Annotated in this window: 27 protein-coding genes; 3 read left to right on the forward strand and 24 right to left on the reverse strand. The window is 33.4% G+C overall.

Annotated elements, in window-relative coordinates:
• Window positions 1-138 precede the first annotated feature (138 nt).
• Window positions 139-1,557, reverse strand: a complete 1,419-nt coding sequence (locus tag MKS83_RS03535; RefSeq protein ID WP_240581989.1) for an APC family permease — start codon at window positions 1,555-1,557, stop codon at window positions 139-141.
• Between the two features lie 142 nt (window positions 1,558-1,699).
• On the opposite strand from MKS83_RS03535, the gene MKS83_RS03540 reads away from it, so the two are divergent.
• On the forward strand, window positions 1,700-2,206 hold the full coding sequence (locus tag MKS83_RS03540; RefSeq protein ID WP_240581990.1) for a DUF4920 domain-containing protein: 507 nt from the start codon (window positions 1,700-1,702) through the stop codon (window positions 2,204-2,206).
• 101 nt (window positions 2,207-2,307) lie between these two features.
• Here the strand turns inward: MKS83_RS03540 and MKS83_RS03545 are convergent, their stop codons facing one another.
• Window positions 2,308-3,417, reverse strand: a complete 1,110-nt coding sequence (locus MKS83_RS03545) for a M14 family zinc carboxypeptidase (RefSeq protein WP_240581991.1) — start codon at window positions 3,415-3,417, stop codon at window positions 2,308-2,310.
• Between the two features lie 844 nt (window positions 3,418-4,261).
• Here MKS83_RS03545 and MKS83_RS03550 point away from each other — a divergent pair.
• On the forward strand, window positions 4,262-4,798 hold the full coding sequence (locus MKS83_RS03550) for a helix-turn-helix transcriptional regulator (RefSeq protein ID WP_240581992.1): 537 nt from the start codon (window positions 4,262-4,264) through the stop codon (window positions 4,796-4,798).
• Window positions 4,799-4,850: 52 nt separating this feature from the next.
• On the opposite strand, the gene MKS83_RS03555 is transcribed toward MKS83_RS03550, so the two are convergent.
• The 22 genes from MKS83_RS03555 to udk form a co-directional block, all read right to left on the reverse strand.
• On the reverse strand, window positions 4,851-6,020 hold the full coding sequence (locus tag MKS83_RS03555; RefSeq protein ID WP_240581993.1) for a proline dehydrogenase family protein: 1,170 nt from the start codon (window positions 6,018-6,020) through the stop codon (window positions 4,851-4,853).
• Window positions 6,021-6,084: 64 nt separating this feature from the next.
• Window positions 6,085-7,014: a UbiA family prenyltransferase gene (locus tag MKS83_RS03560; protein ID WP_240581994.1), complete on the reverse strand. Its 930-nt coding sequence runs from the start codon at window positions 7,012-7,014 to the stop codon at window positions 6,085-6,087.
• Window positions 7,015-7,024: 10 nt separating this feature from the next.
• Entirely contained in the window at window positions 7,025-7,951 is a 927-nt protein-coding gene (locus MKS83_RS03565) for a mevalonate kinase (protein ID WP_240581995.1), read from the reverse strand.
• Between the two features lie 69 nt (window positions 7,952-8,020).
• Window positions 8,021-9,499 (reverse strand): MFS transporter, encoded by a 1,479-nt coding sequence (locus MKS83_RS03570; protein WP_100375765.1) that lies wholly within the window; start codon window positions 9,497-9,499, stop codon window positions 8,021-8,023.
• Window positions 9,500-9,684: 185 nt separating this feature from the next.
• Window positions 9,685-10,863, reverse strand: coding sequence for an acetyl-CoA C-acyltransferase (locus MKS83_RS03575; RefSeq protein ID WP_240581996.1), 1,179 nt, complete (start codon window positions 10,861-10,863; stop codon window positions 9,685-9,687).
• Window positions 10,864-10,926: 63 nt separating this feature from the next.
• Complete coding sequence (locus MKS83_RS03580) at window positions 10,927-11,319, reverse strand: hypothetical protein (protein WP_240581997.1); 393 nt, start codon at window positions 11,317-11,319, stop codon at window positions 10,927-10,929.
• 149 nt (window positions 11,320-11,468) lie between these two features.
• A complete protein-coding gene (locus tag MKS83_RS03585) occupies window positions 11,469-12,548 on the reverse strand; it encodes a hypothetical protein (protein WP_240581998.1) in 1,080 nt (359 codons plus the stop codon).
• An 87-nt stretch (window positions 12,549-12,635) separates the two neighbouring features.
• Complete coding sequence (locus MKS83_RS03590) at window positions 12,636-13,322, reverse strand: hypothetical protein (protein WP_240581999.1); 687 nt, start codon at window positions 13,320-13,322, stop codon at window positions 12,636-12,638.
• Window positions 13,300-13,842 carry an RNA polymerase sigma factor gene (locus MKS83_RS03595; protein WP_240582000.1) on the reverse strand — a complete coding sequence of 181 codons (543 nt, stop codon included), beginning with the start codon at window positions 13,840-13,842 and terminating at the stop codon, window positions 13,300-13,302. The genes MKS83_RS03590 and MKS83_RS03595 overlap by 23 nt, the downstream gene beginning before the upstream one ends.
• A gap of 113 nt (window positions 13,843-13,955) precedes the next feature.
• Window positions 13,956-15,338, reverse strand: coding sequence for a nucleoside permease (locus MKS83_RS03600; RefSeq protein ID WP_100375771.1), 1,383 nt, complete (start codon window positions 15,336-15,338; stop codon window positions 13,956-13,958).
• Between the two features lie 22 nt (window positions 15,339-15,360).
• Window positions 15,361-15,960: a bifunctional nuclease family protein gene (locus MKS83_RS03605; RefSeq protein WP_240582001.1), complete on the reverse strand. Its 600-nt coding sequence runs from the start codon at window positions 15,958-15,960 to the stop codon at window positions 15,361-15,363.
• Window positions 15,961-16,160: 200 nt separating this feature from the next.
• Window positions 16,161-17,108: an electron transfer flavoprotein subunit alpha/FixB family protein gene (locus tag MKS83_RS03610; protein WP_240582002.1), complete on the reverse strand. Its 948-nt coding sequence runs from the start codon at window positions 17,106-17,108 to the stop codon at window positions 16,161-16,163.
• A 43-nt stretch (window positions 17,109-17,151) separates the two neighbouring features.
• Window positions 17,152-17,898, reverse strand: coding sequence for an electron transfer flavoprotein subunit beta/FixA family protein (locus tag MKS83_RS03615; protein WP_100375774.1), 747 nt, complete (start codon window positions 17,896-17,898; stop codon window positions 17,152-17,154).
• 150 nt (window positions 17,899-18,048) lie between these two features.
• Window positions 18,049-18,756: an SDR family oxidoreductase gene (locus MKS83_RS03620; RefSeq protein ID WP_240582003.1), complete on the reverse strand. Its 708-nt coding sequence runs from the start codon at window positions 18,754-18,756 to the stop codon at window positions 18,049-18,051.
• A 76-nt stretch (window positions 18,757-18,832) separates the two neighbouring features.
• Window positions 18,833-19,849: a T9SS type A sorting domain-containing protein gene (locus MKS83_RS03625; RefSeq protein WP_240582004.1), complete on the reverse strand. Its 1,017-nt coding sequence runs from the start codon at window positions 19,847-19,849 to the stop codon at window positions 18,833-18,835.
• 131 nt (window positions 19,850-19,980) lie between these two features.
• Entirely contained in the window at window positions 19,981-21,360 is a 1,380-nt protein-coding gene (locus tag MKS83_RS03630) for a dipeptidase (protein WP_240582005.1), read from the reverse strand.
• A 167-nt stretch (window positions 21,361-21,527) separates the two neighbouring features.
• A complete protein-coding gene (locus MKS83_RS03635) occupies window positions 21,528-21,800 on the reverse strand; it encodes a hypothetical protein (protein ID WP_240582006.1) in 273 nt (90 codons plus the stop codon).
• Between the two features lie 139 nt (window positions 21,801-21,939).
• Window positions 21,940-23,106: a class I SAM-dependent methyltransferase gene (locus MKS83_RS03640; RefSeq protein ID WP_240582007.1), complete on the reverse strand. Its 1,167-nt coding sequence runs from the start codon at window positions 23,104-23,106 to the stop codon at window positions 21,940-21,942.
• A 14-nt stretch (window positions 23,107-23,120) separates the two neighbouring features.
• Window positions 23,121-23,504 carry a GxxExxY protein gene (locus MKS83_RS03645; protein ID WP_100375780.1) on the reverse strand — a complete coding sequence of 128 codons (384 nt, stop codon included), beginning with the start codon at window positions 23,502-23,504 and terminating at the stop codon, window positions 23,121-23,123.
• A gap of 63 nt (window positions 23,505-23,567) precedes the next feature.
• Entirely contained in the window at window positions 23,568-24,719 is a 1,152-nt protein-coding gene (locus tag MKS83_RS03650; RefSeq protein WP_240582008.1) for a methylmalonyl-CoA mutase family protein, read from the reverse strand.
• A 151-nt stretch (window positions 24,720-24,870) separates the two neighbouring features.
• Window positions 24,871-25,227, reverse strand: a complete 357-nt coding sequence (locus tag MKS83_RS03655) for an FtsB family cell division protein (RefSeq protein WP_100375782.1) — start codon at window positions 25,225-25,227, stop codon at window positions 24,871-24,873.
• Between the two features lie 2 nt (window positions 25,228-25,229).
• The gene (gene udk / locus MKS83_RS03660) at window positions 25,230-25,844 is read right to left on the reverse strand and encodes a uridine kinase (RefSeq protein ID WP_100375783.1); all 615 of its coding nucleotides are present in this window, start codon (window positions 25,842-25,844) and stop codon (window positions 25,230-25,232) included.
• 177 nt (window positions 25,845-26,021) lie between these two features.
• On the opposite strand from udk, the gene MKS83_RS03665 reads away from it, so the two are divergent.
• Entirely contained in the window at window positions 26,022-26,504 is a 483-nt protein-coding gene (locus tag MKS83_RS03665) for a hypothetical protein (RefSeq protein WP_240582009.1), read from the forward strand.
• Window position 26,505: the final 1 nt, after the last annotated feature.

Here is a 26,505-nt window from a genome sequence, read left to right on the forward strand (position 1 = left end):
ACTTCTGTGTTTTACTTCATAATTCTGGTTTACTTGAAAAGAAATACCAAATTAAACATTTTTCACGAAATAGAGGATTACTAAGTTTAAAATGATCATTATAAAAAAAGCTGACCTCTTAAATTGGTCAGCTTTCATTTATTCTTTTTCTGTTTTCTTATTGAGATTAATAAAATAATACACGGGAAGTCCTATTAAGACCATTAAGAACCCAGGCCAAGTGTATTGCTGCTTATAAATTAAAAGTAAAATACAAAACCCTGTTCCAATTAATAAATAAATGATTGGCGTGATTGGATACAGCCATGTTTTGTAAGGTCTTTCCAGATTGGGCTGTTTGTATCTTAAATAAATCACTCCAAAGACCGTAATCATGTAAAATAGTACAATCACAAAAGAAATCATATCCAAAAGATTTCCATACTGACCGCTCAAGCAAAGTAAAGAAGCCCAAATTCCCTGCATCCATAGAGCATTGGCCGGAACTTCATTTTTATTGTTTTTTTCAGCCTGTTTAAAGAACATTCCGTCTTTAGCCATAGTTTGGAAAACCCTTGCTCCCGCTAAGATAAGCCCGTTATTACAGCCAAAAGTCGAAACCATTACCAGCACAGCAATAATTACCGTTCCTGCGCTTCCGAAAATAAAATGAGAAGCTGCAACTGCTACCCTGTCATTTTCTGCAAACGCAATTGAATCCCTGTCCAAAGCATTTAGATATACATAATTAACAGCAATATATAGAATCATAACAGCGGTTGTTCCGTAGATCATTGATTTCACCACATTTTTCTTTGGATTTTCAATCTCTCCCGAAACAAAAGTTACACTTTCCCAAGCTACAGAACTGAATACAGATCCAACCATTGCCGCAGCAATTCCACCCATTAAAGTCATTCCTCCAATAGGTTCCCATCCTTCTTTCAGAAAGTTTCCAAGTGTGTCTTTTTTAAGATTATTAAAAGAATTCGTTCCAAAACTGAAGTTTTCAGTCATGTGCGAAATATCTACCAGAATAAAACCTGCAGCGATTAATCCTACCAAAGCAATGATTTTTGATCCTGTAAATATATTTTGCAAAAGTTTTCCACTTTCCACCCCTCTTGTATTGATATATGTAAGCAAAAGAATGATCGCAATTGCCAAAATCTGAATCCAGGTAATTTTAAACTCTCCGCTCTGGAAAATAGGTGCCGCATCATTTAAAGCGGGAACCAAATAAGCTGTAAATTTACCAAAAGCCATTGCCACTGCTGCAATAGTCCCTGTCTGAATTACTGTAAACAATCCCCATCCGTACAAGAAGCCCATCTTTTTCCCAAAAATTTCTTTAAGATAGGTATATTGTCCGCCAGCTTTGGGATAGAGTGCAGAAAGCTCTCCGTAGCTGATTGCTGCAGCAACGGTCATAATTCCTGTAATTACCCAAACGATAATCAGCCAGAACCCGGAACCCAAATTCCGCATCATATCAGCGCTTACAATAAAAATTCCGCTTCCGATCATAGATCCCATTACCAACATAATGGCATCCCAAAGTTTTAGTTTTTTCTGCATAGTGAAATATAGGTTCCAAATATAAATAAATATGCAATGAATTTGGAGTTTTGTTTCAAATTTTAGAATAAGGCTGTTTTTTATCAACTTTTTTGGCAAGTAGGATTCAATTTTTATTAGTACTTTTGGAAAAAATATAAAAATGAAATTCAAAGCGATATTATTTGCAGTAGCAGTAAGTGCATCTTCTTTAGCTTTTGCACAGGAATCAAAAAAATCAGGTCCACCGGCAGGAAATGCTCTTGTAGGTGATACTTATGGAGGTGGTGTAGCTTCCAATGTAGAATCTAAAGCAATCTCTGTAGATAAATTAAGCAAAAAGCTTAAAAAAGAGAAAAAAGTAGAAAACGTTGCCATAAAAGGAAAAGTAACGGATGTTTGTGATAAAAAAGGATGCTGGTTAACAATCCAAACCGAAGACAATTCTAAGTTTTTCGTAAAAATGAAAGATTATGCATTCTTTGTTCCTACTGCTTTAAAGGGTAAAACAGTGGTTATGGACGGAACGGCTGAAAAAAAAGTAACTTCTGTTGATGAGCAGAAACACTATGCGGAAGACGCTAAAAGACCTCAATCTGAGATCGATGCTATCACAACTCCAAAAGAAGAAATCAGATTTGTAGCCAACGGAATTAAGGTTATAAACTAATAAAAGTTTGTCATTCTGAATGAAGTGAAGAATCTTAGATTTCTCCTATTGTCGAAATGACAGTAATATAAAAAAAAGCGGAACAGTTTGTTCCGCTTTTTTTAGTCTTCTATTGTAAAATTTACTTCCTCATCCAGTTTAGGATATTTAGTCGCCGAAATAAATTTCTTTCCTGTACAGTCTATTTCCAGCCAGCCTTTTCGCTGTTTTACATCTCCTACTTCCATTACAAAAGGGATAAAAGATATTTCATCTTTACCTTCTTCTTTTATTTCTCTATATTGCACTGCCACATCCAAAATACATTCGTGTTCAGTATTCAGCTTTACATTTCTGTAAATAATGTCGTAATGCGTTTCTCTATTTTCCGGAATATTAAGATATTCTTCCCATCCATCAGTTCCAGAATTAAGCTCACTTATTGCCTTTAAAGCATAATACAATGCAATTGTGTAATATTTTCTCGTACCCTGTCTGGTATAATCATCTATAAAGTGTCCCCCTTCAAACAAAATAGTAGGCATTCCTGATTTAATGAAATTATCTCCCGTAGAAGTAGGGTAAAATTCATCTGAATATCTGCCGATCTGGTTAGGAATCATTTCTTTCAGGTGATTATAAATATCAGCGATTACCACCATACATTTTTTTCTATTTTCCGTCACAGTTCTTTCCACATCCTCAGAAGGAGCCAAAAAAGATAATGTAGCAGGATGAATTCCGTCTGTAGTAAAAATAGTTCTCTGCTCATGAAGATTCAGTGCATAGTCGTATTTTTTAGAAGCTACCGCATTTTTCAGAAATTTAATCTCTGTGCTTGCTTCATTATGAAAATCCCTGTTTAAGTCAATATCTGCAGCATTAAGTCTTGTCCATCTTTCAGAACCGTCCGGATTAAGCATAAAAATAAAATCAAGCTGGATTTTACCAAACACTTCTTCTTTCAATTCAGGGTGATTATCCAAAGTTATGAGTAAATCGAGCATTGCGTGAGTAGCGTTCGATTCATTTCCGTGCATTTGCGACCAAGCCAGAACAGCAATATTACCGTTACCAACAGTTAATTTATAAATAGGCTTTCCTAAATAGGACTTTCCAATTTCTTGAATATAATTGCTGAGATTCTCCTGTAAGTAAAAAAATAATTTTTCAGGGGAAATATAGCGATTAGGAAAATCAGGATTCTTCTGATAAATCTGTTCAAAGTTCATTATGTAATAATTTACAAGAGTCAAATTTAGCTATTTTTAAGAGAAAAATAAAATTAACATTTGTAATCATGTTAAACACTGTAAATTGACAGAATGTCTGTTGATAAAATTGTGGATTAATGATAATTTAATTCAATGTATTTATATTATTAAAATTCAATTAGTTATGATTTTTATTTAAATCTATATTTTAATATTACTTTAAGTGTATTTCATCCTGTTTATCAACATTTGGGCGTAATTCTATTAAACATGTAAAAATGTGGAAAATAGTGTTGATAACTAAATTATACAAATGTAAATTGTTAATAATTTTATTATGAAATTTAAAATCTTCCTCATTTTTAAACTTTATTCCTGAAGTGTAAGTTGTTTAAAATATTCAATTCGGGAAATAGATATTTAGTTTAAATTTAAAAGTTAAAATCAGCTAATAATGGCTGTTTAAGGACAAAATACAAATCAATTCCAGAGCTTTATATTTGAATTTAGTAATGTAATCAGGTATTTACAGTACTCACCTACCCTAAAAGACGGATAATCGTCTAAAAAAGCCTTTAACAATACGTTATTAAGAAGTTTACCAGATCCATTATCACCAAAATAATTATTATTGCATTTATCTCATCCTTTGCTTGAAGTGAAATGTAAAAAAGTGAATTTTGGGGAAAATTTGTTCATTAAAAATCAGAATTTAATTTTATAAACAATGTAAACTACTGTTTAATAGGTATTTATTTATGTTTACAAATGTATTGTCAATAAGTTTAAAATTGTTTACTTTTGTATTTTGCATTTGTAAACTTTATTTTTACATTTGTAACTCTATTTAAAACCTCTTTTTATGAGTTTAAACGAAAGAATTTCCAAGGTTATAGAATATTCTAATTTTACTCCTTCTGAATTTGCGGACGAGATAGATGTTCAGCGTTCTTCTATTTCACATATTACCTCAGGAAGAAACAAACCCTCTTTGGAATTTATCATAAAAATAAAATCACGCTTTCCTGAGATTCTTTGGGACTGGCTCGTTACAGGTGAAGGACAAATGCTGAAATCCGATTTACCCGAAGCCAAAGAAATTATTGAAGAAAAAGCTGAAGAAGTTTTAAAGCCAACCTCCCTTCCCGATCTTTTCACGATGATTAATGACAATGAAGATTTCGGTTCGGAAGAAACTGAAATCAGGCCTTCAAAACAAAGTCCTGGAGAATCGTTTATACCGCACCAAAGTACAGCACAGGAAAAAATATCCGATTCTCAGCGATTAGAAAATTCTCATCAACAAATAATTAGCCAAGTTCCTGTAAACCAACAAAGTAAGATAAAACGAATTGTTCTCTTTTACGAAAATGGAAAATTTGAAAGTTTTGAGCCATAAAAAAGTCTGATCATAAATGATCAGACTTTTTATTTTTTATATTCAAGGAAAATTATCTTCCTTTTCTTCTTTCCAGTTCTTTTTTGATAAGACCTAATTCTCTTCCGGTTTGTCCGGCAACAGAAGTATTTTCCTGGGCTCTTCTTGTAAGATATGGAACTACATCTTTCACAGGTCCGTAAGGAAGGTATTTAGCTACATTATAGCCTTTATCAGACAAATAAAAGGTAATATTATCACTCATCCCGTAAAGCTGTCCAAAATACACATGAGGATTACCATTTTCAAGATTTTTAGCCTTCATTTTGTCCATGATCAGCTCAGAAGAAATCTCGTTATGGGTTCCAAAGAAAGCAGATACCTTATCTAAATGATTCATCACAAAATCAATTCCTGCATTATAATTCTTATCTGAAGATTCTTTATTAGGCTGGATCGGATCCGGATATCCTTTTTCGGCAGCTCTGGCTCTTTCTTTCTCCATGTAAGCACCACGAACAATTTTATATCCGATAAAATACCCTTTTTCTCTTGCTCGTTGAAGATTTTCTTCCATATACTCCAGTCTTCCGGTTCTGTACATCTGGATTGTATTCCAAACAATTGGTTTCTCCTGATTGTACTTTTCCATCATTTCTTCACAAAGATGATCTGCAGCGTCCTGCATCCAGGTTTCTTCTGCATCTACCATTACTTTTTTATCATGTTCGTGGCAAAGTTTACATACTTCATCAAACCTTCTTACGACTCTTTCCCATTCTTCTTTCTGGCTAGATGTAAGCTCTGCATTTTTACCGACAGCTTCATACAAATCGATTCTTCCGAAGGCAGTAGGCTTAAAAACAATAAAAGGAATCGCCGGATTACCTACTGAAAATTTTACGATATCTTTAATCTCATTACACACTGCATCAAAAGTTTCCTCATCTTCTTTCCCTTCAATAGAGTAATCGAAGATACTTCCAACTCCTCTTTTAAAGAGCTGTTTCACAACTTTCATACTTTCTTCACGGGTCTCTCCGCCACAAAATTGCTCAAATAAGGTATTCTTTACAATTCCGGTAACAAAAGGAAAATTATTATGAACGGTGAAATTAAGAACAGAAGTTCCTACTTTAGTCAGTGAAGGCTGTTCAATCATTTTGAACATCCAATACGCTTTCTTTAACTGTGCATCAGATTTATCTGCGAATGCAACTTTAGTATCGTTAAAAATGGGCATTACAATTATATAGTTTAGGGTTTTGCAAAGGTAAGCAAACCTTAGTTTTTTAAAGAATTTTTTCCTATAATTTATTCTCTATGCCATTGAGCAGCATCGCAATAATTCCGACAAAAACCCAAAATCTCAAAATATTCAGTGTCAGGAATTTACTTTTTCTAGAGTAATTTAAAATAAGGTAAACACATAGAATCATAATGAATAATCCTCCTGTAAAATAATAAGCCATAAAGCCAGAAATCCCGGTACGGGTAATCAGTTTCATTGAAACTGCCATCGTGATGATCAGTAATGAAATAATAATAATCTTAGTGTTCCTATTCGTAAAATAATTGGGAATAGTGACATAATCAAAGACCTTATCTACTCTTTTCGTTAATGTATCTTTTACAATATCAATACATAAGAGAATAAGAAACAGAAAAATAGCCATCAATAAGACTTTCTTTGAAAAGGTTCCGTAATATACCATCATTCCAAAGAAAGGGTATAAAGTAAGGCTTACAAAAGTGAGATTATTTAAAATTAAAATGCGACTTAATTTATGGCTATAAAACCACATAAAGAACTGGTAGATAACAAAAAACAAAAATACGCGATGCGAAATCAGCCAAGCCACACCCAAAGAAAGAATACTTAAAAACAGATAAGCATACAAAAAGTACTTCTGCTTGATAAAGCTTTGGATTCTTGTTCTGAAGGGTTTTACCATATGATCTTTTTCAAAATCATAGAACTGATTAATGATTCCCCCTGCTAGAATGGTGAGTACCGTACAGAAAATAATGCCATGAACCTTAAAATCAAAGACAAATTTTCTGAAGTTTTCATCCTGATTAAAAAGGAAAAACGTGGAAACGTATAGGGCAAATGTAAGTAAGGCCGCAATAAAAAAGCGGGCTCCTAAAAGAAAGCCTACGAATTGCGAAAATCTGTAAAATAGAGATTTCTGAATATATTTTTTCTGTTGGAAAGTTTCTTTTTCAGAATTCATTCCAGGCTGTTTAAAATCTGTAAATCACCTCTTTTTGGAAACCATCAAGCATTTTTTCAGCTTTTTCATAATCTTGGGTAAAGCCCAAAATATATCCTCCACCGCCACTTCCACAAAGTTTCAGGTAGTAGGCATTGGAATCCAGGCCTTTTTTCCAGATATTAAAAATACTCTCGGGAATCATTGGACGGAAATGTTCGTAAGCCCAGTGAGAAAGCTTTTTAAGGTTTCTAAAGAACGGATTCATATCTTTTTTAAGGAAAGACTCTATGCAGGCATTGTTATAGCGAATAAACTCTTCTTTCAACGTTTTACGGAAACCTTCGGCCTTCATTTTTTCAAAGAAAATCTGAATCATAGGTCCTGTTTCGCCAGTAATTCCTGAATCTATAAGGAATATAGCTCCTTTTCCAACCTGACCATCAGGAATAGCTACTTTATCTAAGTTTTCTTTATTCTCGATAAGAATCGGAAGATTCATATAACAGATCAACGGATCCATCCCTGAACTTTTACCGTGAAAATAGCTTTCCATTTCTCCGAAAACTGCTTTCAGATTTTTTAAAATTTCTTTGGAAATTGTCTCCGGATTAAGCTTTTTAACAGAATATTTTTCAAAAATAGCAGCTACTAAAGCTCCTGAACTTCCTACCCCATATCCTTGTGGAATATTGGAATCAAAGAAAAGCCCGTTAGAAATATCTGTTTTAAAACGATCAATATCAAGTTTAAAATCTTCTGAAAGATTTAAATCTGCTAAATAATCTGAATATTTTTGTAAATGATGGTTCGATTTTTTTTCAAACTCTGACGAAAGGTCAGAATATTTTAAAGTTCCTTTATAAAAACTGTAAGGTACTACCAAACCTTGGGAATCTTCAATCATTCCGTATTCACCGAACAAAATTATTTTTGCGTAGAATAAAGGGTTTGTCATTTCTTTAAAGCAATTTTAAAAACTTTCTGCAAAGTTACTGAATATTAACAAAATTCAAGCCATTTTATATTAAATCTTAGCTTTTAAAAATCTAATAAAAATAATCCCTACCGCAAAAAATGCCGACATTGTGATAAAAGCATATTGCATATTATGAAACTTCTGAATGAAAACACTGAAAATAAGCATTCCGCAGATAATTGCTATCTTTTCAAGCACATCATAAAAACTAAAATAGGTAGTGTTTTCCATAGAATTTTCCGGCAAAAGTTTAGAATAGGTAGATCTCGACATTGCCTGAAGACCACCCATTACCAGACCGATTAAACCAGCTAATCCATAAAACTGAAGCTGTAGGTTCGGATTTTCCTTGTTTAATGAGTAAGCTGATAAACAACAGATAATCCAAATAATGACTGCAATCGTAATTACATTTTTATTCCCTATCTTTTTAGATAATTTTGAGAAAAGAAAGGCACCGAAGATTGCAATAATCTGAATGACCAAAATGGTAATAATCAACTTGTATTTATCTGCTTCTTTTGGGAAAATTACTGTACTTCCGAAAGGCACTGCCATCAGGAAAATAGTCTGCATTCCTACACTGTAAAAGAAAAAGCTGGACAGGAAGAACTTTAGCCCTCTATCTGAAAACAGTTTGTTTCCAACACTAAATAATTCTTTAAAACTTTCTTTGGCAATATCTTTATAAAAGCTGAGATTATCTTTTAATACTTCAAAAAAGCCACCTTGTTCTTCGTGTTTTTTAAATATGTTCTTATAATTTAAAAGCACTAAATCTTTAGGAAGTTTTTCTTTTACATCCCCAAATTGAGGTAAATGTTTAAAGGTGTATTGTGAGAAACCAAACCACCAAGCTCCTGTTAATAAAAAGCTGACTCTTATGTAGATTTTAGCCTGCTCCGGACCTTTAGCAACCATCTGGATCAATACCAAACAGATAATCAACAAAACAACAGAACCTATATACCCGTAAATATATCCTTTGGCAGAAAGTGCATCTTGTTTTTCCGGAGTTGCTATATCGGGTAAAAATGAATTGTAAAATACTAAACTTCCCCAAAAACCAACACTTGCTGTAATGCTAAAAAGTAATCCTAAAAATACGTTTTCCATACCTGTAAACATTGCTAACCCCATACAGGAAGTTGCTCCGAGATAACAGAAAAACTGAAGGAAGGATTTTTTATTTCCGATTGTATCTGCTAAAGAGGAAAGGAATGGAGATAAAAGGACAACCAAAATAAATGAAATCGCATAAGAAAAGCTCAAAACCGCTTCCGGTTCGTAGGCTTCTCCAAATATCTTGATCATATTTCTCACCGGAATTTCCTGAATCTCCTTTGCTTCAGGAACATATTCTTTTTTATTATAAGCAGTGGTAAGAATGGTATAATAAATAGGAAATATTGCAGATGTAATTACTAAGGAATATACTGAATTTGCCCAGTCATAGACAGCCCAGGCTTTCATTATTTTAGGATTATTCTTTATAATTTGAGGTTGTGGATTCTCAATTTCAGACATTTCAAAAAAGTATTAGTAGCACAAAAATAACAAAACCTCCGAATATTCGGGAGTTTTTATTTTTTTTCGGTGAAATTTTATTATTAGGTTAAAATTCGAACACTTTTGAGGTGGTATTTCATTAATAAAAACAAAAATCCGAAAGCAAATAACTTCCGGATTTTTATCTACGATTAAAATAAATATTACATATTCTCAATAACAATCGCCGAAGCACCACCACCACCATTACAGATCGCTGCAGCACCATATTTAGCGTTATTTTGTTTTAAAACATTGATCAGAGTAACAATTATTCTAGAACCTGAACTTCCAAGTGGGTGACCAAGAGCAACTGCTCCTCCGTTTACATTTACTTTAGAAGCGTCTAATCCTAAAATTTTATTATTTGCCAAGCCTACTACAGAAAATGCTTCATTAAATTCGAAGAAATCTATATCCGTAAGCTCTAATCCAGCTTTTTTAAGAGCAATTGGTAATGCTTTTGAAGGTGCAGTCGTGAAATCTTCAGGCGCCTGAGCCGCATCAGCATAAGAAACGATTCTTGCCAAAGGCTTCAGACCTAATTCTTCCATTTTTTCTTTAGAAACAAGGATCAAAGCAGAAGCTCCGTCATTAAGAGTGGACGCATTAGCTGCCGTTACCGTACCTTCTTCTTTTTTGAAAACTGTCGGAAGAGTCGGAATTCTGTCAAAACTCACAGCCTTATATTCTTCATCTTCAGCAAAAATAACAGGTTCTCCTTTTCTTTGAGGAATGGAAACCGGAACTACTTCTTCTGCGAATTTTCCTTCGCTCCAAGCTTTTGCTGATCTTTTGTAAGACTCGATAGCAAAATTATCCTGCTCTTCTCTTGAAATATTATAGTCAGTAGCACATTTCTCTGCACAAACTCCCATATGAACTTTGTTGTAAACGTCTGTAAGTCCGTCAAGAACCATTCCGTCCAACATTTTCACATCTCCTAATTTTGTAGCATTTCTTGCATTATAGTAGTGAGGAACTGAAGACATATTTTCCATACCTCCGGCAACGATTATGTCTGCATCTCCTGCTTTAATTGCCTGCGCAGCCATAGAAACAGCTTTCATTCCTGAAGCACAAACTTTATTTACTGTAGTAGAAGGTGTTTCAATAGAAAGCCCAGCTCCTAAAGCTACCTGACGAGCCGGAGCCTGTCCTTCTCCTGCCTGTAACACATTTCCCATATAGATTTCCTGAACCAATTTCGGGTCAAGACCAATTTTATCTAGTGCTCCTTTTACAGCCACAGATCCTAATTTTGTAGCCGGAACTGTTGATAAGCTTCCCATAAAGCTTCCCATAGGAGTTCTTACTGCGGAAACAATGAATACCTCTTTCATGTCTATACTTTTATTTTTATATTTTTTATTTTATTTTATTTTTAACCTTTCGGTATTTTATATTTAATTCAAATTCTTAGCATTGCTTTTAACTAAAATCATCAGGAAAGCTCCTAAAAATTCTACTATCCAGCCCCACCTTAATTTAACGATACCTGCAAAAGTTTCTACCCAGGATTTAAAGGGTAAAAAACTAAAGTATTCTTTAGACTGAAACTTAATTGCAAATAAGGTAAAACAAAATAGCAGCAATAACAGAATTCCAAAAATTCTTCCTATTTTGATATTATTATTTACAATACCAAAAATAGCACAGGCTGATAAAATCCAGCACATAATAGCCAAATAATGATTAAGATCCCAATAATTCCAATTTCCAACCACAGGAACATGAACTAGGGGCAAAAAACTACCAATAATCACTAAAATTAACCCTACTAATTGAATATTTTTCATATTTCTTAAAGTGCCAAAATACAAAAAAAAACACACTTAAAATCAGTGTGTTTTAAAAACGTGTTATTTATAGACAATCAATTATTAATAATAAAAATTTTAAAACAAATTTAAATAATTCGTAATAAAAAACATTAAATTTTGTTAACTTAAAAATTAACATAAAGCAATTCTAATCCAATCTGAATGCCATATTTATTATTTATCTTGGCATTCTCATTAAAAATCGGAGTAAAATCTTTCTTTATAAATACATTTAGGGCACCATAGCCTAAAGACAACTTTCCGCCAAATAAAAAGTTATTCACAGAACCATTGATATTTTCTCTGTAGTTCACTTTATGATCTTCAAAATTCTTATATAGAATCTGACTTTGAGACAAATATCTTACTCCTCCATAAATTCCAGCTGAGATTCTAAAGTTTCCTTTGGAATTATCCAGCATCTTTTCATTATTTTCAGTTGTATATTTCGGATTTAGAACAAAAACAAAGTCAACCGGAACCGTAATATAATTATTAGCAATTCTCGAATTTCTTAAATATCCGGTAGTAAAATCCTCTAAAAATATTTGCCGATTCTGCTGGACAACTACTTTAGAGTCTGCAAGTTTGTAAGTATCATTTCTTAAACCTAGCCCGATACGGTAAAAAACAGGTGAAGTAAGTTTCCCAAGCTGTCTTGTAGCACGATATTCAAAAACAAGGGAGGTAGATCTTCCAAACATAGTTTCCGAGCTGTTTCCCAATGCTAAAGAACCCGCTGATTTTGTAAGATTTGTAAAACCAAAAGAAATATTAAAGTCATCTCCTTTCAACAATTCTTTTTTCGTTTTTTTATAGTCTCTAAAGCTTAAAATAGCATTATTTTGTGTAAATCCTACTCTATCAAAAACTTTGCCTTTTCCCATCACTGAACTTTTCACAAGCTCTTTGGTTGCTTCTTCCAGAGCAACTTTTTGCCCATCTACCTTCTCATTAATGATCTGTTCATATTTTTTTGCCACTTCAGTTCGCTGCTTCTGCTTTTCTTCTGCGGAAAGCTTATTCTCTTTAAAAGTTTTGTCTAATACATCCAGCTCGTCATTCATCTTTGCTTTTTCAGAGACGATAATACTGTCAATTTTTTTGGAATAATTACGCATTTGAACATCTGTATAAGGCGTTTCCTGAGATTTGGCGTAAGAAAATGCCAGCACAGCTGAGAGTAAAGCAACTTTTGTTTTCATGTTATTTTTAATTTTTAGACAATATTTTACTTCCGTCCGGGGTATTCCGGAACTATTTTACTTAACAATATTATTTTTCTGATTATTCTATTTATTTTTCAGGGAATCGGAAATCACTGTAAATCCAAGGATTTTAAGAGAATTTGGACCTTTGATTTTTATTTTGCTCATATCAATCACACCAAATTTTCTCTGATCATTATAATTCTCTTCTCTTGTCTTGTCCAGTTCTCTACCGATAAGCAGATCTTCTGCGCTGATGTAGGAAACTTTTTTCCGATCGGCTATAAGAGGTTTTTCAGAATTATTTTCCGGTTTTTCAGTTAAAACTGAAGGAACTTCAACTACTATGTTTTCTTCTTCCTTTACCGCTAAACTTTGAAATTTCTCTTTTTCGGATATGCTTTCAGAAGGAAAATAGGATTGGCTATGAATTCTTTTTATTTCCGAAGAAATTGGTTTTTGTATTTGATTTTCATTTAAAACTAAACCCTCATTATGCTTTTCCTGAGGCTCCAGAATAGCTGACATATTCTGAGTAATCTTTACTTCATCGATTTGAGAAGGACGTTCTAAGTTAAAATAAAACAAACTTCCCAAAGAAATCAAGACAACAATAACAGCCGCATATTTCCACCACTGGAAGGGTGATTTTAATGCGATTTGAGGCTTTTCCTCCAACTTTCCTTCCAATCTCTCCCAAAGATCGGAAGAAGGCTTAATTTCAAGCTCCTCGTAGTCGGATTTTAATTTATTTAGCATATTGTTGTCCATCTTTCTTTTGTTTTAAAAAATCTGCAATCCATTTTTTAGATTTACTCAACTGGCTTTTGCTTGTGCCTTCAGAAATATTGAGAATTTCTGCAATTTCATGATGTTTTTTCTCTTCAAACACATATAAATTGAAGATCAGTCTGTATCCATCCGGCATTTTAGAAAAAATCTCCTCCATATTAATTTCTTCTATTTCTTCCCAATCTTCATCAACATTCCCGATTGCATTTATTTCAACATCTGTGTAAAGGATATTTTTATTTTTCCTGATGAAGTTTATCGAATTATTGACTACAATTTTCCTCAGCCAGAATTGAAAGCTTTTACATTCTCTACATTCATCAATTTTTGAAAAGCAGATGAAAAAAGAATTCATTAAGATATCTTCTGCATCATGAAGATTATTGACGTAAGAATTTGAAATAGCCAACATTTTCGCTGAGAACATTTCGTAAAGCGCTTTCTGCCCTCTCCGATCCTGTTTTTTTGCCAGTTTAAAATTCTCTTCTAAATTCTTCATGTATCTGTTTCTGTCTATAAGACAATCTATTTTTTAAATGGTTGCCTATAAAAACAAAAAAATTGCACTTTTTTTGAAAGTGCAATTTAATATATTAATTATCAATGCTATAATTAATGCTTTACATCAGCTAATTCTTCAGGGTTGTGTTTATGTTTAAATAAAACCGCAAATAAAACGGCAAGTATCAAAGCATAAGCAGCAAAAGAAAGCCATATATTGTGCCAGTCTTTTACCATTACAATAGAAGATAATGTTCCGTCAGGATTAACAACAGCATTAAAGCTCTTTTTCAGTATTCCCAGAAAGGTAGGATTATCCGGTGTTGTTTCCAAATAGGATGATAAAGATGATGCTGTCGTAAATTTATGGGTAAAAAATTTATCAATTGCCCAACCTGCAGCATAACTTCCGAAAACAGCTCCAAAGCCATTGGTCATCATCATGAAAAGTCCCTGAGCAGAAGAACGTATCTTCTTATCGGTAGTCGTTTCTACGAAAAGGGATCCTGAAATATTAAAGAAATCGAAAGCCATTCCGTAAACAATACAGGAAAGAATAATCAATCCTAAACCAAATCCTTCCGGAATTCCGTAAGCGAAAAATCCGAATCTCAATACCCAGGCCAACATAGACATCAGCATTACCATTTTAATTCCGAATTTCTTTAAAAAGAAAGGAATAGCCAGGATAAATAAGGTTTCCGAAACCTGAGAAATGGACATAATGATCGTTGATCTTTGAACAACGAAAGAATCTGCATATTTCGGGAAATGCTCAAATTCACTCAGAAAAACATCACCATAAGCATTGGTTAGCTGTAAAGCTGCTCCCAACAACATAGAGAACAAAAAAAATAATGCTGTCTTATAATCTTTAAATAATTTAAAAGCATTTAAACCCAATTGTTCTGATAAAGGTGCATTTTTATCAATTAGTTTTTGAGGAGGACATTTTGGTAAGGTTAAAGCATAAATTCCTAAGAAAATAGCAACACCACCCGCAATGTAAAACTGTCCTTCTGTAGCTTTATTTCCTGTAAGGTTGGTAATCCACATGGCTACAATAAATCCAATGGTTCCCCAAACACGGATTGGCGGGAAATCTTTTACAACATCCAAAGAGCTGTTCTTTAAAATAGTATAAGAAATAGAGTTTGCCAAAGCAATAGTAGGCATATAAAAACACATTGCTATAAGCATTACCGAGAAAAAAGAATTGGGATCTGCAGAGTGTGGCAAAAAGAAAAGCACAATCCCGTAAAGAATATGTAAAGCCGAAAAAATTCTCTCTGCATTTACCCATCGATCGGCAATAATTCCGGTGATGGTTGGCATAAAAATGGAAGCAATTCCCATGGTCCCGAAAACAGCCCCAAACTGTGCTCCGTCCCAATGTTTTGTGCCAAACCAGAAGTTAGCCATCGTAATCAGCCACGCTCCCCAAACGAAGAACTGTAAAAAGCTGAGGATGGTCAGACGTAATTTTAAATTCATAAGTCAGTATAAAATATCTCTTTTAATCAATTTTCTTTTTTCTCCTCTTGATCTCTTCCTGAATCTCTAGAGCGGTATCATAATCTTCTTCTTTTACCGCTTCATCCAACAATTTTTGAAGTTCTTCCATAGAAACCGATCTCAGATTATCTTCAGTAGAAACGGTTTCGGAAAATGATTGTTCTTCCTTAGCCACTTCTTCTAATTCAAGAAGAATCCCGGCTTCATTCAGGACCTGTTGGGTCGTAAAAATAGGGGCATTAAAACGTACCGCCATTGCAACCGCGTCAGAGGTTCTTGCATCAAGGATCAATTCTTCTTCTGTCGCTTTATTTTTAAAGTTGATATTCGAAAAGAAGACTCCGTCTACAATTTGGTAAATGATCACAGAGACCAGTTCATAATTAGCCGAAACGATAAATTTTGTGAATAAATCATGCGTAAGAGGACGGGGGGGATGAATGTCTTTCTCCAGACCAAGAGAAATGGATTGTGCCTCGAAGTTTCCTATAACAACAGGTAATTTTATATGTGTTTCTTCATGTTCCAATAATAATGCGTACGCACCTGATTGGGTCTGGCTGTACGATATTCCGCGAATAATTAGCTGTTTATAATCCATAACTACAAATATAGACTAATTTTTCATAGTTGTTTTCACTTTTTAGACAAAAATAAAAGCCCGGAAGCCGAGCTTTTATCTATGTTATAAGCATTAGAAAGTCGTGAATTTTATTCCATAAGTCAATTTGGTTTCGCAAGTGAATCAATTTACTAAAAAACTGACAAATGCAGCGAATTGACCATTGACAATTCACTTTTTTATCCTTTTAATGCTTTAATTTTCTCTGTTAATGCAGGAATAATCTGGAAAGCATCTCCTACTACACCGTAGTCAGCTGATTTGAAGAACGGCGCTTCTGCATCACTATTGATTACTACAATTGTTTTAGAAGAGTTAACTCCAGCCAAATGCTGAATTGCTCCAGAGATACCTACTGCAATATAAAGATTTGGAGAAATCGCTTTACCTGTTTGTCCTACGTGTTCCGTGTGAGGTCTCCATCCTATATCCGAAACCGGCTTAGAACAAGCTGTTGCAGCACCTAAAACGTTGGCCAAATCTTCGATCATTCCCCAGTTTTCAGGACCTTTTAATCCTCTACCTGCAGAAACCACGATTTCAGCTTCTTTTAAGTCTAATTTACCTGAACTTTGCTCGTGAGAAATTACTTTAGTATCTTCATTGGCAACAGATAAGTTTTTCACTTCTTCTGAACCAGAAACAGCATTTTCTTTAACTCCGAATGCATTTTGAGAAACCGTAACGATTACTCCTGTTCCTTCTGCTTTTGCATGCATAAAACCCTTTCCTGAGAAAGATTTTCTTTTCACCTGGAAAGGAGAAAGACTTTCCGGAACTGCAATCGCATTGGTAATTAAAGAATGTCCGTTCATGATCGCCAACATGGGAGCGATAGATGAAGCATCTGTAGTATGAGGGAAAACGATGATATTTCCGTTTGCTACTTCACTTACAGCCTGTGCATAAGCTTTAGCTGAGAAGCTTTTTAGCCCTTCATCTTTGATATTGATTACATTTGAAGCTCCATATTTATATAATAAATCTGAAGAATCTGTTGGATTTACAGAGATCGCCGTAACTGTTTCACCAGCCTGATCTGCGATCGCTTTAGCATAAGCAACTGCCTCAAAAGCCGCTTTCTTGTAAACTCCGTTTATATTTTCTGCGTATACGAATACTACCATTTTTTTTAAATTAAAAGATTAAAAAATTTAATGATTAAAAAGATTAAATTACTTTCGCTTCTTCGTGAAGTAATCTTACCAATTCATCCAAATTATCAGGAGAAACTAATTTCACGGCAGCTCTCGGAGGAACACTGTCATAAGAAACTCCCTGAACTTTCACTTCAGAAGAAGTAGGTTCAACGACCTGCAAAGGTTTTGTTCTTGCAGACATAATCCCTCTCATGTTTGGAATGATCAGATCTTTTTCATCTACTAACCCTTTCTGACCAGCGATTACAGCAGGTAATTTTACAGAAATAGTTTCTTTACCTCCTTCAATTTCTCTTACCGCAGTAGCTTCACTTCCGTTTACATCAAGACCTACAGATGCATTTACAAAAGGCTGGTTTAGTAGCTGAGCTACCATTCCCGGAACAGAACCCCCATTATAATCGATGGATTCTTTACCGCAAAGAATTAGATCATATCCTCCGTTTTGAGCCACAGCAGCAATTTCTTTTGCTGTAGAATAGCTGTCTTTAGGGTCTAAATTTACTCTTACCGCATCATTTGCTCCAATTGCCAAAGCTTTTCTTACTACCGGCTCTGTAGCTGCATCACCTACGTTAATTACCGTTACTGTAGCTCCTTGAGACTCCTGAAGTTTGATCGCTTTTGTTAACGCAAATTCATCTAATGGATTAATTACCCACTGAATTCCGTTTTTGTCGAAAGCAGATTTATCTGCTGTGAAGTTAATTTTGGAAGTAGTATCCGGAACACTACTTATACAAACTAATATTTTCATGTGTACTTATATTTATTGTTTCTCTGATTGTATAAAATTCAGAACATTTTATACTGAGATTTTACTAAATTAATTTTCGCTAATATAAATAAAATATATATTATGCATGCATAATACTTAGTAATTTATTATTCAACGCATTAGATGTTTTTAATTGGCTGGTTTTGTTGCCCTAAACTCTATCTTACTTGGTAAAACTCTGGGATTCATTTTTAAAATATCCAACACAAGATTTCCCATATCTTCCGGCTGAATCTTCCAGGCATCTTTTTCTGAGGGTACATTTCCATTGAAGTTGGTTGCAACCGATCCCGGCATAATTACCGTTGATTTGATATTATACTTTCTTAAATCGATCATAGCTGCCTGTGTAAAGCCTACAACACCAAATTTTGAAGCATTATAACCTGCTCCATTTTCAAAGAAGTTCGCTCCTGCCAAACTTGAAATGGTAATATAATAACCTTCTGATTTTTTTAATTCTTCCACAGAAGCTTTTAAGGTATAGAAAACGCCTGTTAAATTCGTTTCGATCATATCCTTCCATTCTTCAGCGGAAAGCTGATTTACGGGTTTAAAAATTCCTAAACCTGCATTTGCAATTACAAAATCTAATCTCCCAAATTTCTCTTTGATATATTTCACTGCCTCCTCTTCACTTTCAAGACTTCTTACGTCCGAAACGATTCCTAAAACATTTTGAGAAAACTTTCTTAAATCTTGTTCAGCTTTTTCCACATCATCTCTTTTCCTTCCGGAAAAAGCTACCGAAACACCATTTTCAAGTAAAATCTTTGCAATTCCGAAACCAATTCCTTTGGTTCCACCTGTTATATAAGCTACTTTATTTTCTACCATATTTTATTAGTTTAAGTTCTTAAAAATAACAAAAACGCCCCACGTGGAGCGTTTTTTATAGGTAAGATTTATCATCTTATTTTTTAATGAAAATATCTGTAGTTTTTCCTTCTTTAGTCTCAATATTAATAATATAATTTCCAGCATTTAAATTCCTTACATCAATTTTATTTCCTTGCAGTTCAGAATTAATTTTTTTACCAGACATATCAAAAATTTCAATCTTATTGATTTTTTGCTCAGTAAGAATATTTAAATAATCAGCAGTCGGATTGGGTCCTATTGCGATTATAGGAGATTTTGTATTTTTAATATCAGTTGTTGCCAATGTTGCATTGCTAGAAGCTTCTACTGAATAATTATCGATACCAAACGTTGTTGGTCCTGTATTGGCAGGATCTGATGTTGAAGTCCTCGTTGGGGAACTATGAACATCAAGCTCTGCAGGGTCAAATCCAGATACTGTTGTTGCTCCTGTAACAGATAAAGTAAGAGTCGTTCCTGCGATATTATAGGTAATTGTTCCTGTTGTCTTATTATAGCTATATCCTAACGTAACCCAAGTATTGGCAGGATAAGTATTGGTTGTCAACCCAGTAATATTATAAAATCCATTCTGAGTAGGATCAGCAGTAATATTCAAATAAGCTCTCCCATTAATTGTTTTTGTCTGGGAGTTATAAGCAATTCCAACAATCCCGTCACTTGCTCCAAAAACAGTCATACCAGAAAGGTGTTTATTTGTAGATGTTCCTGTATAAACTTCAAAAGATCCTTTAATAGTATTATTCCCAGATGTTCTGGCTGTCCAAGCCGCGGCCAATCCTGTTTTATAAACATATCTTGATGATGTCGCAGTTCCATCAGATCCCCCAGTAACTTGTAAATAATTAGCATGTGCTGCATCACCTGCAACAATTTGATAATTAGCGATTGTTCCATTGTAAAGATTCATACCTCCTTGTCCTGCTGTTGATGTAGAAGCAGACACATTCCCAAGAGTATAAGAATTATAATTATCTGATTCTAAAACTTGTGCCGACATTGCAAAGCATGTCAATAATGACAGGCTAAATAGTAATTTTTTTCTCATAATATCTTCATTTTAAATTAAATACATGCTAAAAATAAAAAATTAATTTCAATAAAACAAAATAATTCTATTTAAAATGAAAAATCCTTAAGAAATTTTCTTAAGGATTAAATTTTTCAAGTGAAAAGAAACTACTTCGCGTAATTCTCAAAAAACAAAGGAATACTTTCAATCCCTTTATAGAAATTGAAGAGTCCGTAATGCTCATTTGGAGAATGGATCGCATCAGAATCTAAACCAAATCCCATCAAGACCGATTTAGCACCTAAAACCTGCTCAAACATAGCCGTAATAGGAATACTTCCTCCTCCTCTGTATGGAAGGACTTCTTTTCCGAATGAAGATTCCATAGCTTGTTTTGCCGCTAGGAATTCTTTGGTATCTGTTGGCAATACGTAAGGCATACCTCCGTGATGTGGTGTAACTTTAACCTTTACATTATCCGGAGCGATTTTTTCAAAATATTTTGTGAATTTTTCAGTAATCTCTTCCGGAGTCTGATACGGCACTAAACGCATAGATATTTTTGCAGAAGCTTTAGATGGAATTACCGTTTTAGCTCCTTCTCCTGTATAACCTCCCCAGATCCCATTGCAGTCTAAAGTTGGACGGATAGATGTTCTTTCAAGCGTTGTATAACCTTTTTCACCTTCCACTCCATTTAATCCGATAGATTGTTTGAATTCTTCTGGATTGTCTTTCAGTTTATTCATATCTGCTCTGTCAGCATCGGAAACCGTTTCTACATTATCGTAGAATCCGTCGATGGTAATATGACCATCTTCATCAATTAGCTTAGCAATCATTCTTGAAAGCACATGAATCGGGTTTGGAACTGCTCCACCGTATAATCCTGAGTGTAAATCTCTGTTAGGACCTTCAATTTCTACTTCTACATAACTTAATCCTCTTAATCCTGTTGTTACAGTAGGTTGTTCGTTACTGTAAATATGAGTATCCGAAATTAAAATACAGTCACAAGATAATTTCTCTTTATTTTCATTAACAAAATCTCCTAAACTTACAGAGCCCACTTCTTCTTCTCCTTCCAAAATAAATTTAACATTACAAGGCAGAGCATTCGTTTTCATCATTGCTTCAAAAGCTTTCAAATGCATGAAGAATTGTCCTTTATCGTCCGCAGAACCTCTGGCAAAAATAGCTCCCTCTGGGTGAAGTGGAGTTTTTTCAATATACGGTTCAAAAGGTGGTCTTGTCCATAATTCTAACGGATCTGCCGGCTGAACATCATAATGCCCATACACCAAAACTGTTGGTAAATCTTCATTTAAAAATTTTTCACCGAAAACAATAGGATATCCCTTTGTCTGGCAAACTTCTACATTGTCCGCTCCTGCATTTTTAAGATGTGTTGCCACTACCTCTGCACATTTTAAAACGTCATCTTTATACGCTGGATCTGCAGAAATAGAAGGGATTCTCAATAACTCAAATAATTCATCAACGAAACGTTGTTTGTTTTCGTTGATGTAATTTAATGTCTCTTGCATTGTAAAATAATATTTCGTTAAAAGTAAAAAATTTGCCCCGCAGGAACAAACAAAAACATATAATTTTCCTCAGGTTTATTTCAATCTGAGAATTAAATCTTTACCAAGTTTAATCCAAAAAAAATGTCTTACATTCCTGCAAGACATTTTTTATATTGTTCCACTAATTAGTGTTCAGCTTTTGAAGCCTGAGTTTCTGCTGGTTTTGCAGGAGTAGCCGCACTATCGGTTTTCGGAGCTTCTGCTTCATGCTTTTCCGCAGTTGCTTCTTCCGTATGAGCCGCAGCAGCCTCATGACCATGACCTTCTCCTTGTGGATCGTCTGAATATCTTTCAACTCCTTCTTCAAGTTTCAGTGTATTCTTATTTCCACCAGCTGCTACTTTTTTACAGCTTACAGCAACAGTTGCAATAGCTAAACATATAACTAATTTTTTCATATGCAAATTTTATTTTTTTTAAAGATATATGGAATCGTATTATTTTCAGCTGGCAATAATTGTTTTAACAGCAAGCGATTACCTACTTAAATTTTTAATTGCCCAAAATTAAGAAATCCTATATTTTTCGGCAACATTTTTATACTGATTTTAGTATTATTTTTCCTTTTTTGGATTGTGTAAAAATAAGATAGTGATCTCCTCCGTCTTTTAATCCGTATTTTTTCTTGATCTCTTCCGGTTTTAAAGGATAATTCTTTGAGATAATATTAAACTGACTTTTCTTTTTAACCTGTTTGCTATCAAATACTTCAACTTCTAAAATTCTTCCAGGGAAATCTTCCACTTTTTCATTTGAAGTATAAAGATGCGTATTCGGATGAAGCTTTTTTACTTTAAATTTTTCTGAAATCAAATTAAATACTCCCGCTTTTAAAATTGAGTTATTGGGAATATAGATAAACTTTTCAGGTTCAGCATATTCTGCATGAGCATTTTCTTCCTGTCCAAATTTATAAATGAAAGCTGATTCTTCACTTTCTAAATTCATACAATTACAAAGAATTTCTCCGGAATTTTTATTAGATAAAAAGACAACTACCTCTTTTACATCATTTTTCAATGCAATAATATCAATCCTTGAAACATTCTGTAAAACAGAAACCAGATATTTTAGATCGATAAGCGGAGACAATTTTATAACCACCTTTTCAGAAATCGAAAGTAATTTCTTCTGAATTTGAAGAATGTCCGGTGACAGATCTTCTAATAAGAATACTTTGTTCTTATTATTATCTCTTCGGGCCGGATCCAGATAAATCACATCAAAATTTTCTTCATTTTCATTAAGAAAATCTTCCAGTTTTTGATTGATAAATCTTGCTTTTCTACCTAAAACAGTCCAGTTATTTTCAACAATTTCCAAAAGTTCGGCATTTTGTTCAACGAGCGTAACCTCATCAAAATTTTTAGATAAATAATAGGCATCAATCCCAAAACCACTTGTAAGGTCAATAAACTTTTTACCTTTTAAAATTTCAGATTTGTAGACTGCTGTTTTTTCTGAAGAAGCCTGTTCCAGATTAAGTTGTGGCGGAAAAATAATTCCTTCTTTTAATAAAAACGGAAACTTTTTCTGTGCCACCTGTTTTCCTTTGATCTGCTGAACGATTTCTTGCATCGAAACCTCTGAAAACGGAGATTTTTTCAATAATAAGGAATGTAAATCTGTAGTTAGATTTGCATTGATGTATTTTTGGACATCAGAGTATAATAATTTATTTCCCACAGATTTCACAAATAGCACAGATTTTAAACATTTTAATCAATAATTCCGTTTATTTTTCTAATTATATTTTTGTCAATATAATCTGTATTAAAATTGACTAGTATTCCTAATTTAAAATCCGTCAACTTTAAATAGGTTAATAATTGTTTATGATGAACATTACTAATTTCTGGAATTGATTTTATTTCGATAATTACTTTATTTTCTACAATAATATCAGCAATAAAACTTGTATCTATCACAATCCCTTTATATTCAATTGGAATATGAACCTGGGTTTTCACACTTAAACCATTACTTTCTAACTCATGAACCAATACCTTTTCATAAACTTTTTCTAATAAACCAGGCCCAAGTTCGTTGTAAACAGAAAATATAGATTTTCTGATATAAAAACTAATTTCATTTTCATTCATTTGTAGAAAATTTATTTAGCTAAGCTAAAATCTGTGCTATTTGTGAAATCTGTGGGAACAAAATTACTCAAACATTTCAGCCCAACGAACAGCTTTAATACTTGTTTCGTTATATAATTCCTCAACTGTCTTTTTAACCTCTAATTTCGGGTATAAATTGACTCCAATCAGTTTTATTTTACCTTCTTCTACCCATCTTTGTTCTTCCACAGCATGATTATAGATCTTCTTTTGAATGATACCTTGTTTTAAAAGCTCCAAATAACCTCCTTCCTCTTCAATTTCTACAAATAAAGCCCATGACTTTTCAGCGATTTGCTGTGTAATATCTTCCACGTAATAACTTCCGTTTGCGGCATCTTCAAAGACATTGATGATACTTTCGTAAGCTAAAACAATCTGTTGTTTGAAAGAAATTTCTTCTGAATTTTCCGTACTTCGGTCAACCAGATAATTATTGCTGAAAACCGCATCAGCTCCACCGATCATTGCAGAAGCCAATTCCAGCGTAGAACGGATCAGGTTATTTTCATTATCCGAAACCGCTTTATTTCTCAAAGAAGTTTCTGCGAAAATGTAAGGAATTTCGTCCAAGCCATATTCTTTTGACAACTGATTGAAAACCATTTTAAAAGCTCTCAGTTTTGCCATTTCAAAGAAATAGTTTCCTCCGATGGCAAGTCGGAAAATTAGTTTATTTAGGATTTCAGGTCCATATACTTCAACCAGTTCCTTTGTCTTTGCCAAAGCAATCCCCAATTGTTGATAAATTGCTGCTCCGGCATTTTGATGAAGAGAGATATCTACACAAATGTTTCTTTTAAATTCTTTTGCCAACAATTCTTTTACCAGCTGATCATTAATCACAGCTTCTTTTTCATCAAATACATCAATTAAAGAAAAGTACTGATCTTCCTCCTTCGGACTGATATGTCCTGCCAGATCAACATTATTAACAAAAATTGTTTTCTGTTCCAGATTTTCTACATTTTGATCTAAAATAAAGGCAAAAACATCTTGCTCCAGACTTTCGTGATATCTTGCTACCAAATGGGTACTTTCTTCTATTTTCGGCAGGTTTACCAAGGGTTTTTGTACCGAATCATAGTAAGGTTTCACTTGGATCCCTTCCAAATTTTCCTTGGTAAGAACGGAATAAATATCTTCTGTTTTAAGCTGTTTTTTTACTAGATTTTCCCAGGCTGTATTTGACATTGGTTATGGATTATTTTGTGAATTGTCAATCATCAATTTTGTTTCACAAGTGAATTATGAATTGACACATTCTGACATTCTTTTTATTAGATTTTTAGATTGAAAAATTGACAAGCAAAGCGAATTGTTCATTCACCATTCACTTCTTAAATTATTTTTTCGCAATATTCGTACTATCTACGACCAAAATAAAGATCTCTTCATTCGGTTTTTTCATAAAATAATTTTCTCTTGCGTATTTTTCTTTTTCAGATTTATTATTCATCAATTTTTTATAAAACGCGTCATTTTTTTCGTATTCGGTTTTATAATATTGAAGCTGGTCTTCGTATTTGTTAATTTCCCCATTCAGTTCATTAATTACCAAAAACGAAGTTTTATCAAAGAAAATCATCCACACCAGAAACAAACAAATGGTAAGCGTATATTTATTCAAAACATATTTTTGAATAAGCTTAAAAGTTTCAGACTTAGGCTGGATGTCTTTAATAAGTTTGTTTTCTTTCATTTTTAATGTTTTCTCAACGAATTTTTAATAACAGTAGTTAAAAAATCAATCGCTACGGAATTTTGCTTCATATTCGGGATGATAAGATCTGCTTCATTTTTTGAAGGCTCAATAAATTCCTGGTGCATCGGCTTCAATGTCGTCTGATAACGGTGCAGTACTTCATTCAGGTCTCTTCCTCTTTCCTGGGTATCTCTCCTGATCCTTCTGATCAGTCTTTCATCAGAATCTGCATGAACAAATACTTTTAAATCAAATTCTTTTAGTAATTCTTTGTTCGTAAGTACCAAAATTCCTTCTACAACCAATACATTTTTAGGCTCTACAGTCACATGATCTCCGGTTCTTCCGTGTGTTACAAAACTATAGATTGGCTGTTCGATCGGCTCATTGTTTTTTAAAGCTTTCACATGTTTTATCAACAAATCAAAATCGATGGATTTAGGATGATCATAATTTAAAGCTTCTCTTTCCGTTAATGTAAGATTATGATTATCATGATAGTAATTATCCTGTGAAAGGATATTCATTCCTTCGATATCAAGCTGCTGAATGATCTTATCAACAACCGTAGTTTTGCCGGATCCTGTACCTCCTGCAATTCCTATTACAAGCATTCTTTTTTGTTTCTTTATAGTTTTTACAAATATACTATTTTAGATGAATGCAAATAAAATAAATAAAGAGGCTTTTTATAAAGCCTACCAATCCGGTAAGTGGTATTTAAAAGATCCTGATTCTAATTGAATTTAATTACCTTTCTTAATTTTATCTATTTTTGCCAAAATTTAATCATGAAAATCCTATACCCTGTTCTATTATTAGTTTTTATACTTTCTTGTCAACCTAAAAAAGGAAACAATGAAATTATTACTTTGAACCCTAATAAAATAACAAGAAATGAAATTGTTTATGATACTTTAACATCCAATCAGCTTGATAAAATTAAAATCATTCAAACTACCTTCCAAGAAGTTTATCCTGCAACTTTAGAGGAAACAATCGATGATTTTAAAAGAGATCAAAACCCAGACAATGAAATAGCAATTTGGCTTACAATGGCAAATGCCTACGAAGGATTTTTAAAAATTAAAAAAGAAAAAGTAGATCTACCCCGTAAAAAAGAAGCTTTTAAACTTATACTTTCTAGGTCAATGATGCCATCCGATCAGGCAATAGAAAATTCGGAATTAAAAATTCTTACCCAAGAAGAAGCAAAAGAAATTCTGAGCTTATATAAAGAAGATCCTCATCCTCTTAAAGTTTATCAAAAATAAA

The sequence above is a fragment of the Chryseobacterium sp. Y16C genome (assembly GCF_022488405.1).
Classification (GTDB): domain Bacteria; phylum Bacteroidota; class Bacteroidia; order Flavobacteriales; family Weeksellaceae; genus Chryseobacterium; species Chryseobacterium geocarposphaerae.

Bases quoted from the DNA above. Each gene is read 5' to 3' on its own strand.
- MKS83_RS03590 (WP_240581999.1), bottom strand. From the start codon at position 13,322: ATGGACAACAATATGCTAAATAAATTAAAATCCGACTACGAGGAGCTT.
- MKS83_RS03585 (WP_240581998.1), bottom strand. From the start codon at position 12,548: ATGAAAACAAAAGTTGCTTTACTCTCAGCTGTGCTGGCATTTTCTTAC.
- MKS83_RS03635 (WP_240582006.1), bottom strand. From the start codon at position 21,800: ATGAAAAAATTAGTTATATGTTTAGCTATTGCAACTGTTGCTGTAAGC.
- MKS83_RS03620 (WP_240582003.1), bottom strand. From the start codon at position 18,756: ATGGTAGAAAATAAAGTAGCTTATATAACAGGTGGAACCAAAGGAATT.
- MKS83_RS03550 (WP_240581992.1), top strand. From the start codon at position 4,262: ATGAGTTTAAACGAAAGAATTTCCAAGGTTATAGAATATTCTAATTTT.
- MKS83_RS03555 (WP_240581993.1), bottom strand. From the start codon at position 6,020: ATGCCCATTTTTAACGATACTAAAGTTGCATTCGCAGATAAATCTGAT.
- MKS83_RS03625 (WP_240582004.1), bottom strand. From the start codon at position 19,849: ATGAGAAAAAAATTACTATTTAGCCTGTCATTATTGACATGCTTTGCA.
- MKS83_RS03650 (WP_240582008.1), bottom strand. From the start codon at position 24,719: ATGTCAAATACAGCCTGGGAAAATCTAGTAAAAAAACAGCTTAAAACA.
- MKS83_RS03560 (WP_240581994.1), bottom strand. From the start codon at position 7,014: ATGAATTCTGAAAAAGAAACTTTCCAACAGAAAAAATATATTCAGAAA.
- MKS83_RS03580 (WP_240581997.1), bottom strand. From the start codon at position 11,319: ATGAAAAATATTCAATTAGTAGGGTTAATTTTAGTGATTATTGGTAGT.
- MKS83_RS03610 (WP_240582002.1), bottom strand. From the start codon at position 17,108: ATGGTAGTATTCGTATACGCAGAAAATATAAACGGAGTTTACAAGAAA.
- MKS83_RS03600 (WP_100375771.1), bottom strand. From the start codon at position 15,338: ATGAATTTAAAATTACGTCTGACCATCCTCAGCTTTTTACAGTTCTTC.
- MKS83_RS03615 (WP_100375774.1), bottom strand. From the start codon at position 17,898: ATGAAAATATTAGTTTGTATAAGTAGTGTTCCGGATACTACTTCCAAA.
- MKS83_RS03595 (WP_240582000.1), bottom strand. From the start codon at position 13,842: ATGAAGAATTTAGAAGAGAATTTTAAACTGGCAAAAAAACAGGATCGG.
- MKS83_RS03535 (WP_240581989.1), bottom strand. From the start codon at position 1,557: ATGCAGAAAAAACTAAAACTTTGGGATGCCATTATGTTGGTAATGGGA.
- udk (WP_100375783.1), bottom strand. From the start codon at position 25,844: ATGCTTGTAATAGGAATTGCAGGAGGTACAGGATCCGGCAAAACTACG.
- MKS83_RS03655 (WP_100375782.1), bottom strand. From the start codon at position 25,227: ATGAAAGAAAACAAACTTATTAAAGACATCCAGCCTAAGTCTGAAACT.
- MKS83_RS03630 (WP_240582005.1), bottom strand. From the start codon at position 21,360: ATGCAAGAGACATTAAATTACATCAACGAAAACAAACAACGTTTCGTT.
- MKS83_RS03565 (WP_240581995.1), bottom strand. From the start codon at position 7,951: ATGACAAACCCTTTATTCTACGCAAAAATAATTTTGTTCGGTGAATAC.
- MKS83_RS03645 (WP_100375780.1), bottom strand. From the start codon at position 23,504: ATGAATGAAAATGAAATTAGTTTTTATATCAGAAAATCTATATTTTCT.
- MKS83_RS03665 (WP_240582009.1), top strand. From the start codon at position 26,022: ATGAAAATCCTATACCCTGTTCTATTATTAGTTTTTATACTTTCTTGT.
- MKS83_RS03575 (WP_240581996.1), bottom strand. From the start codon at position 10,863: ATGAAAGAGGTATTCATTGTTTCCGCAGTAAGAACTCCTATGGGAAGC.
- MKS83_RS03605 (WP_240582001.1), bottom strand. From the start codon at position 15,960: ATGGATTATAAACAGCTAATTATTCGCGGAATATCGTACAGCCAGACC.
- MKS83_RS03545 (WP_240581991.1), bottom strand. From the start codon at position 3,417: ATGAACTTTGAACAGATTTATCAGAAGAATCCTGATTTTCCTAATCGC.
- MKS83_RS03540 (WP_240581990.1), top strand. From the start codon at position 1,700: ATGAAATTCAAAGCGATATTATTTGCAGTAGCAGTAAGTGCATCTTCT.
- MKS83_RS03570 (WP_100375765.1), bottom strand. From the start codon at position 9,499: ATGTCTGAAATTGAGAATCCACAACCTCAAATTATAAAGAATAATCCT.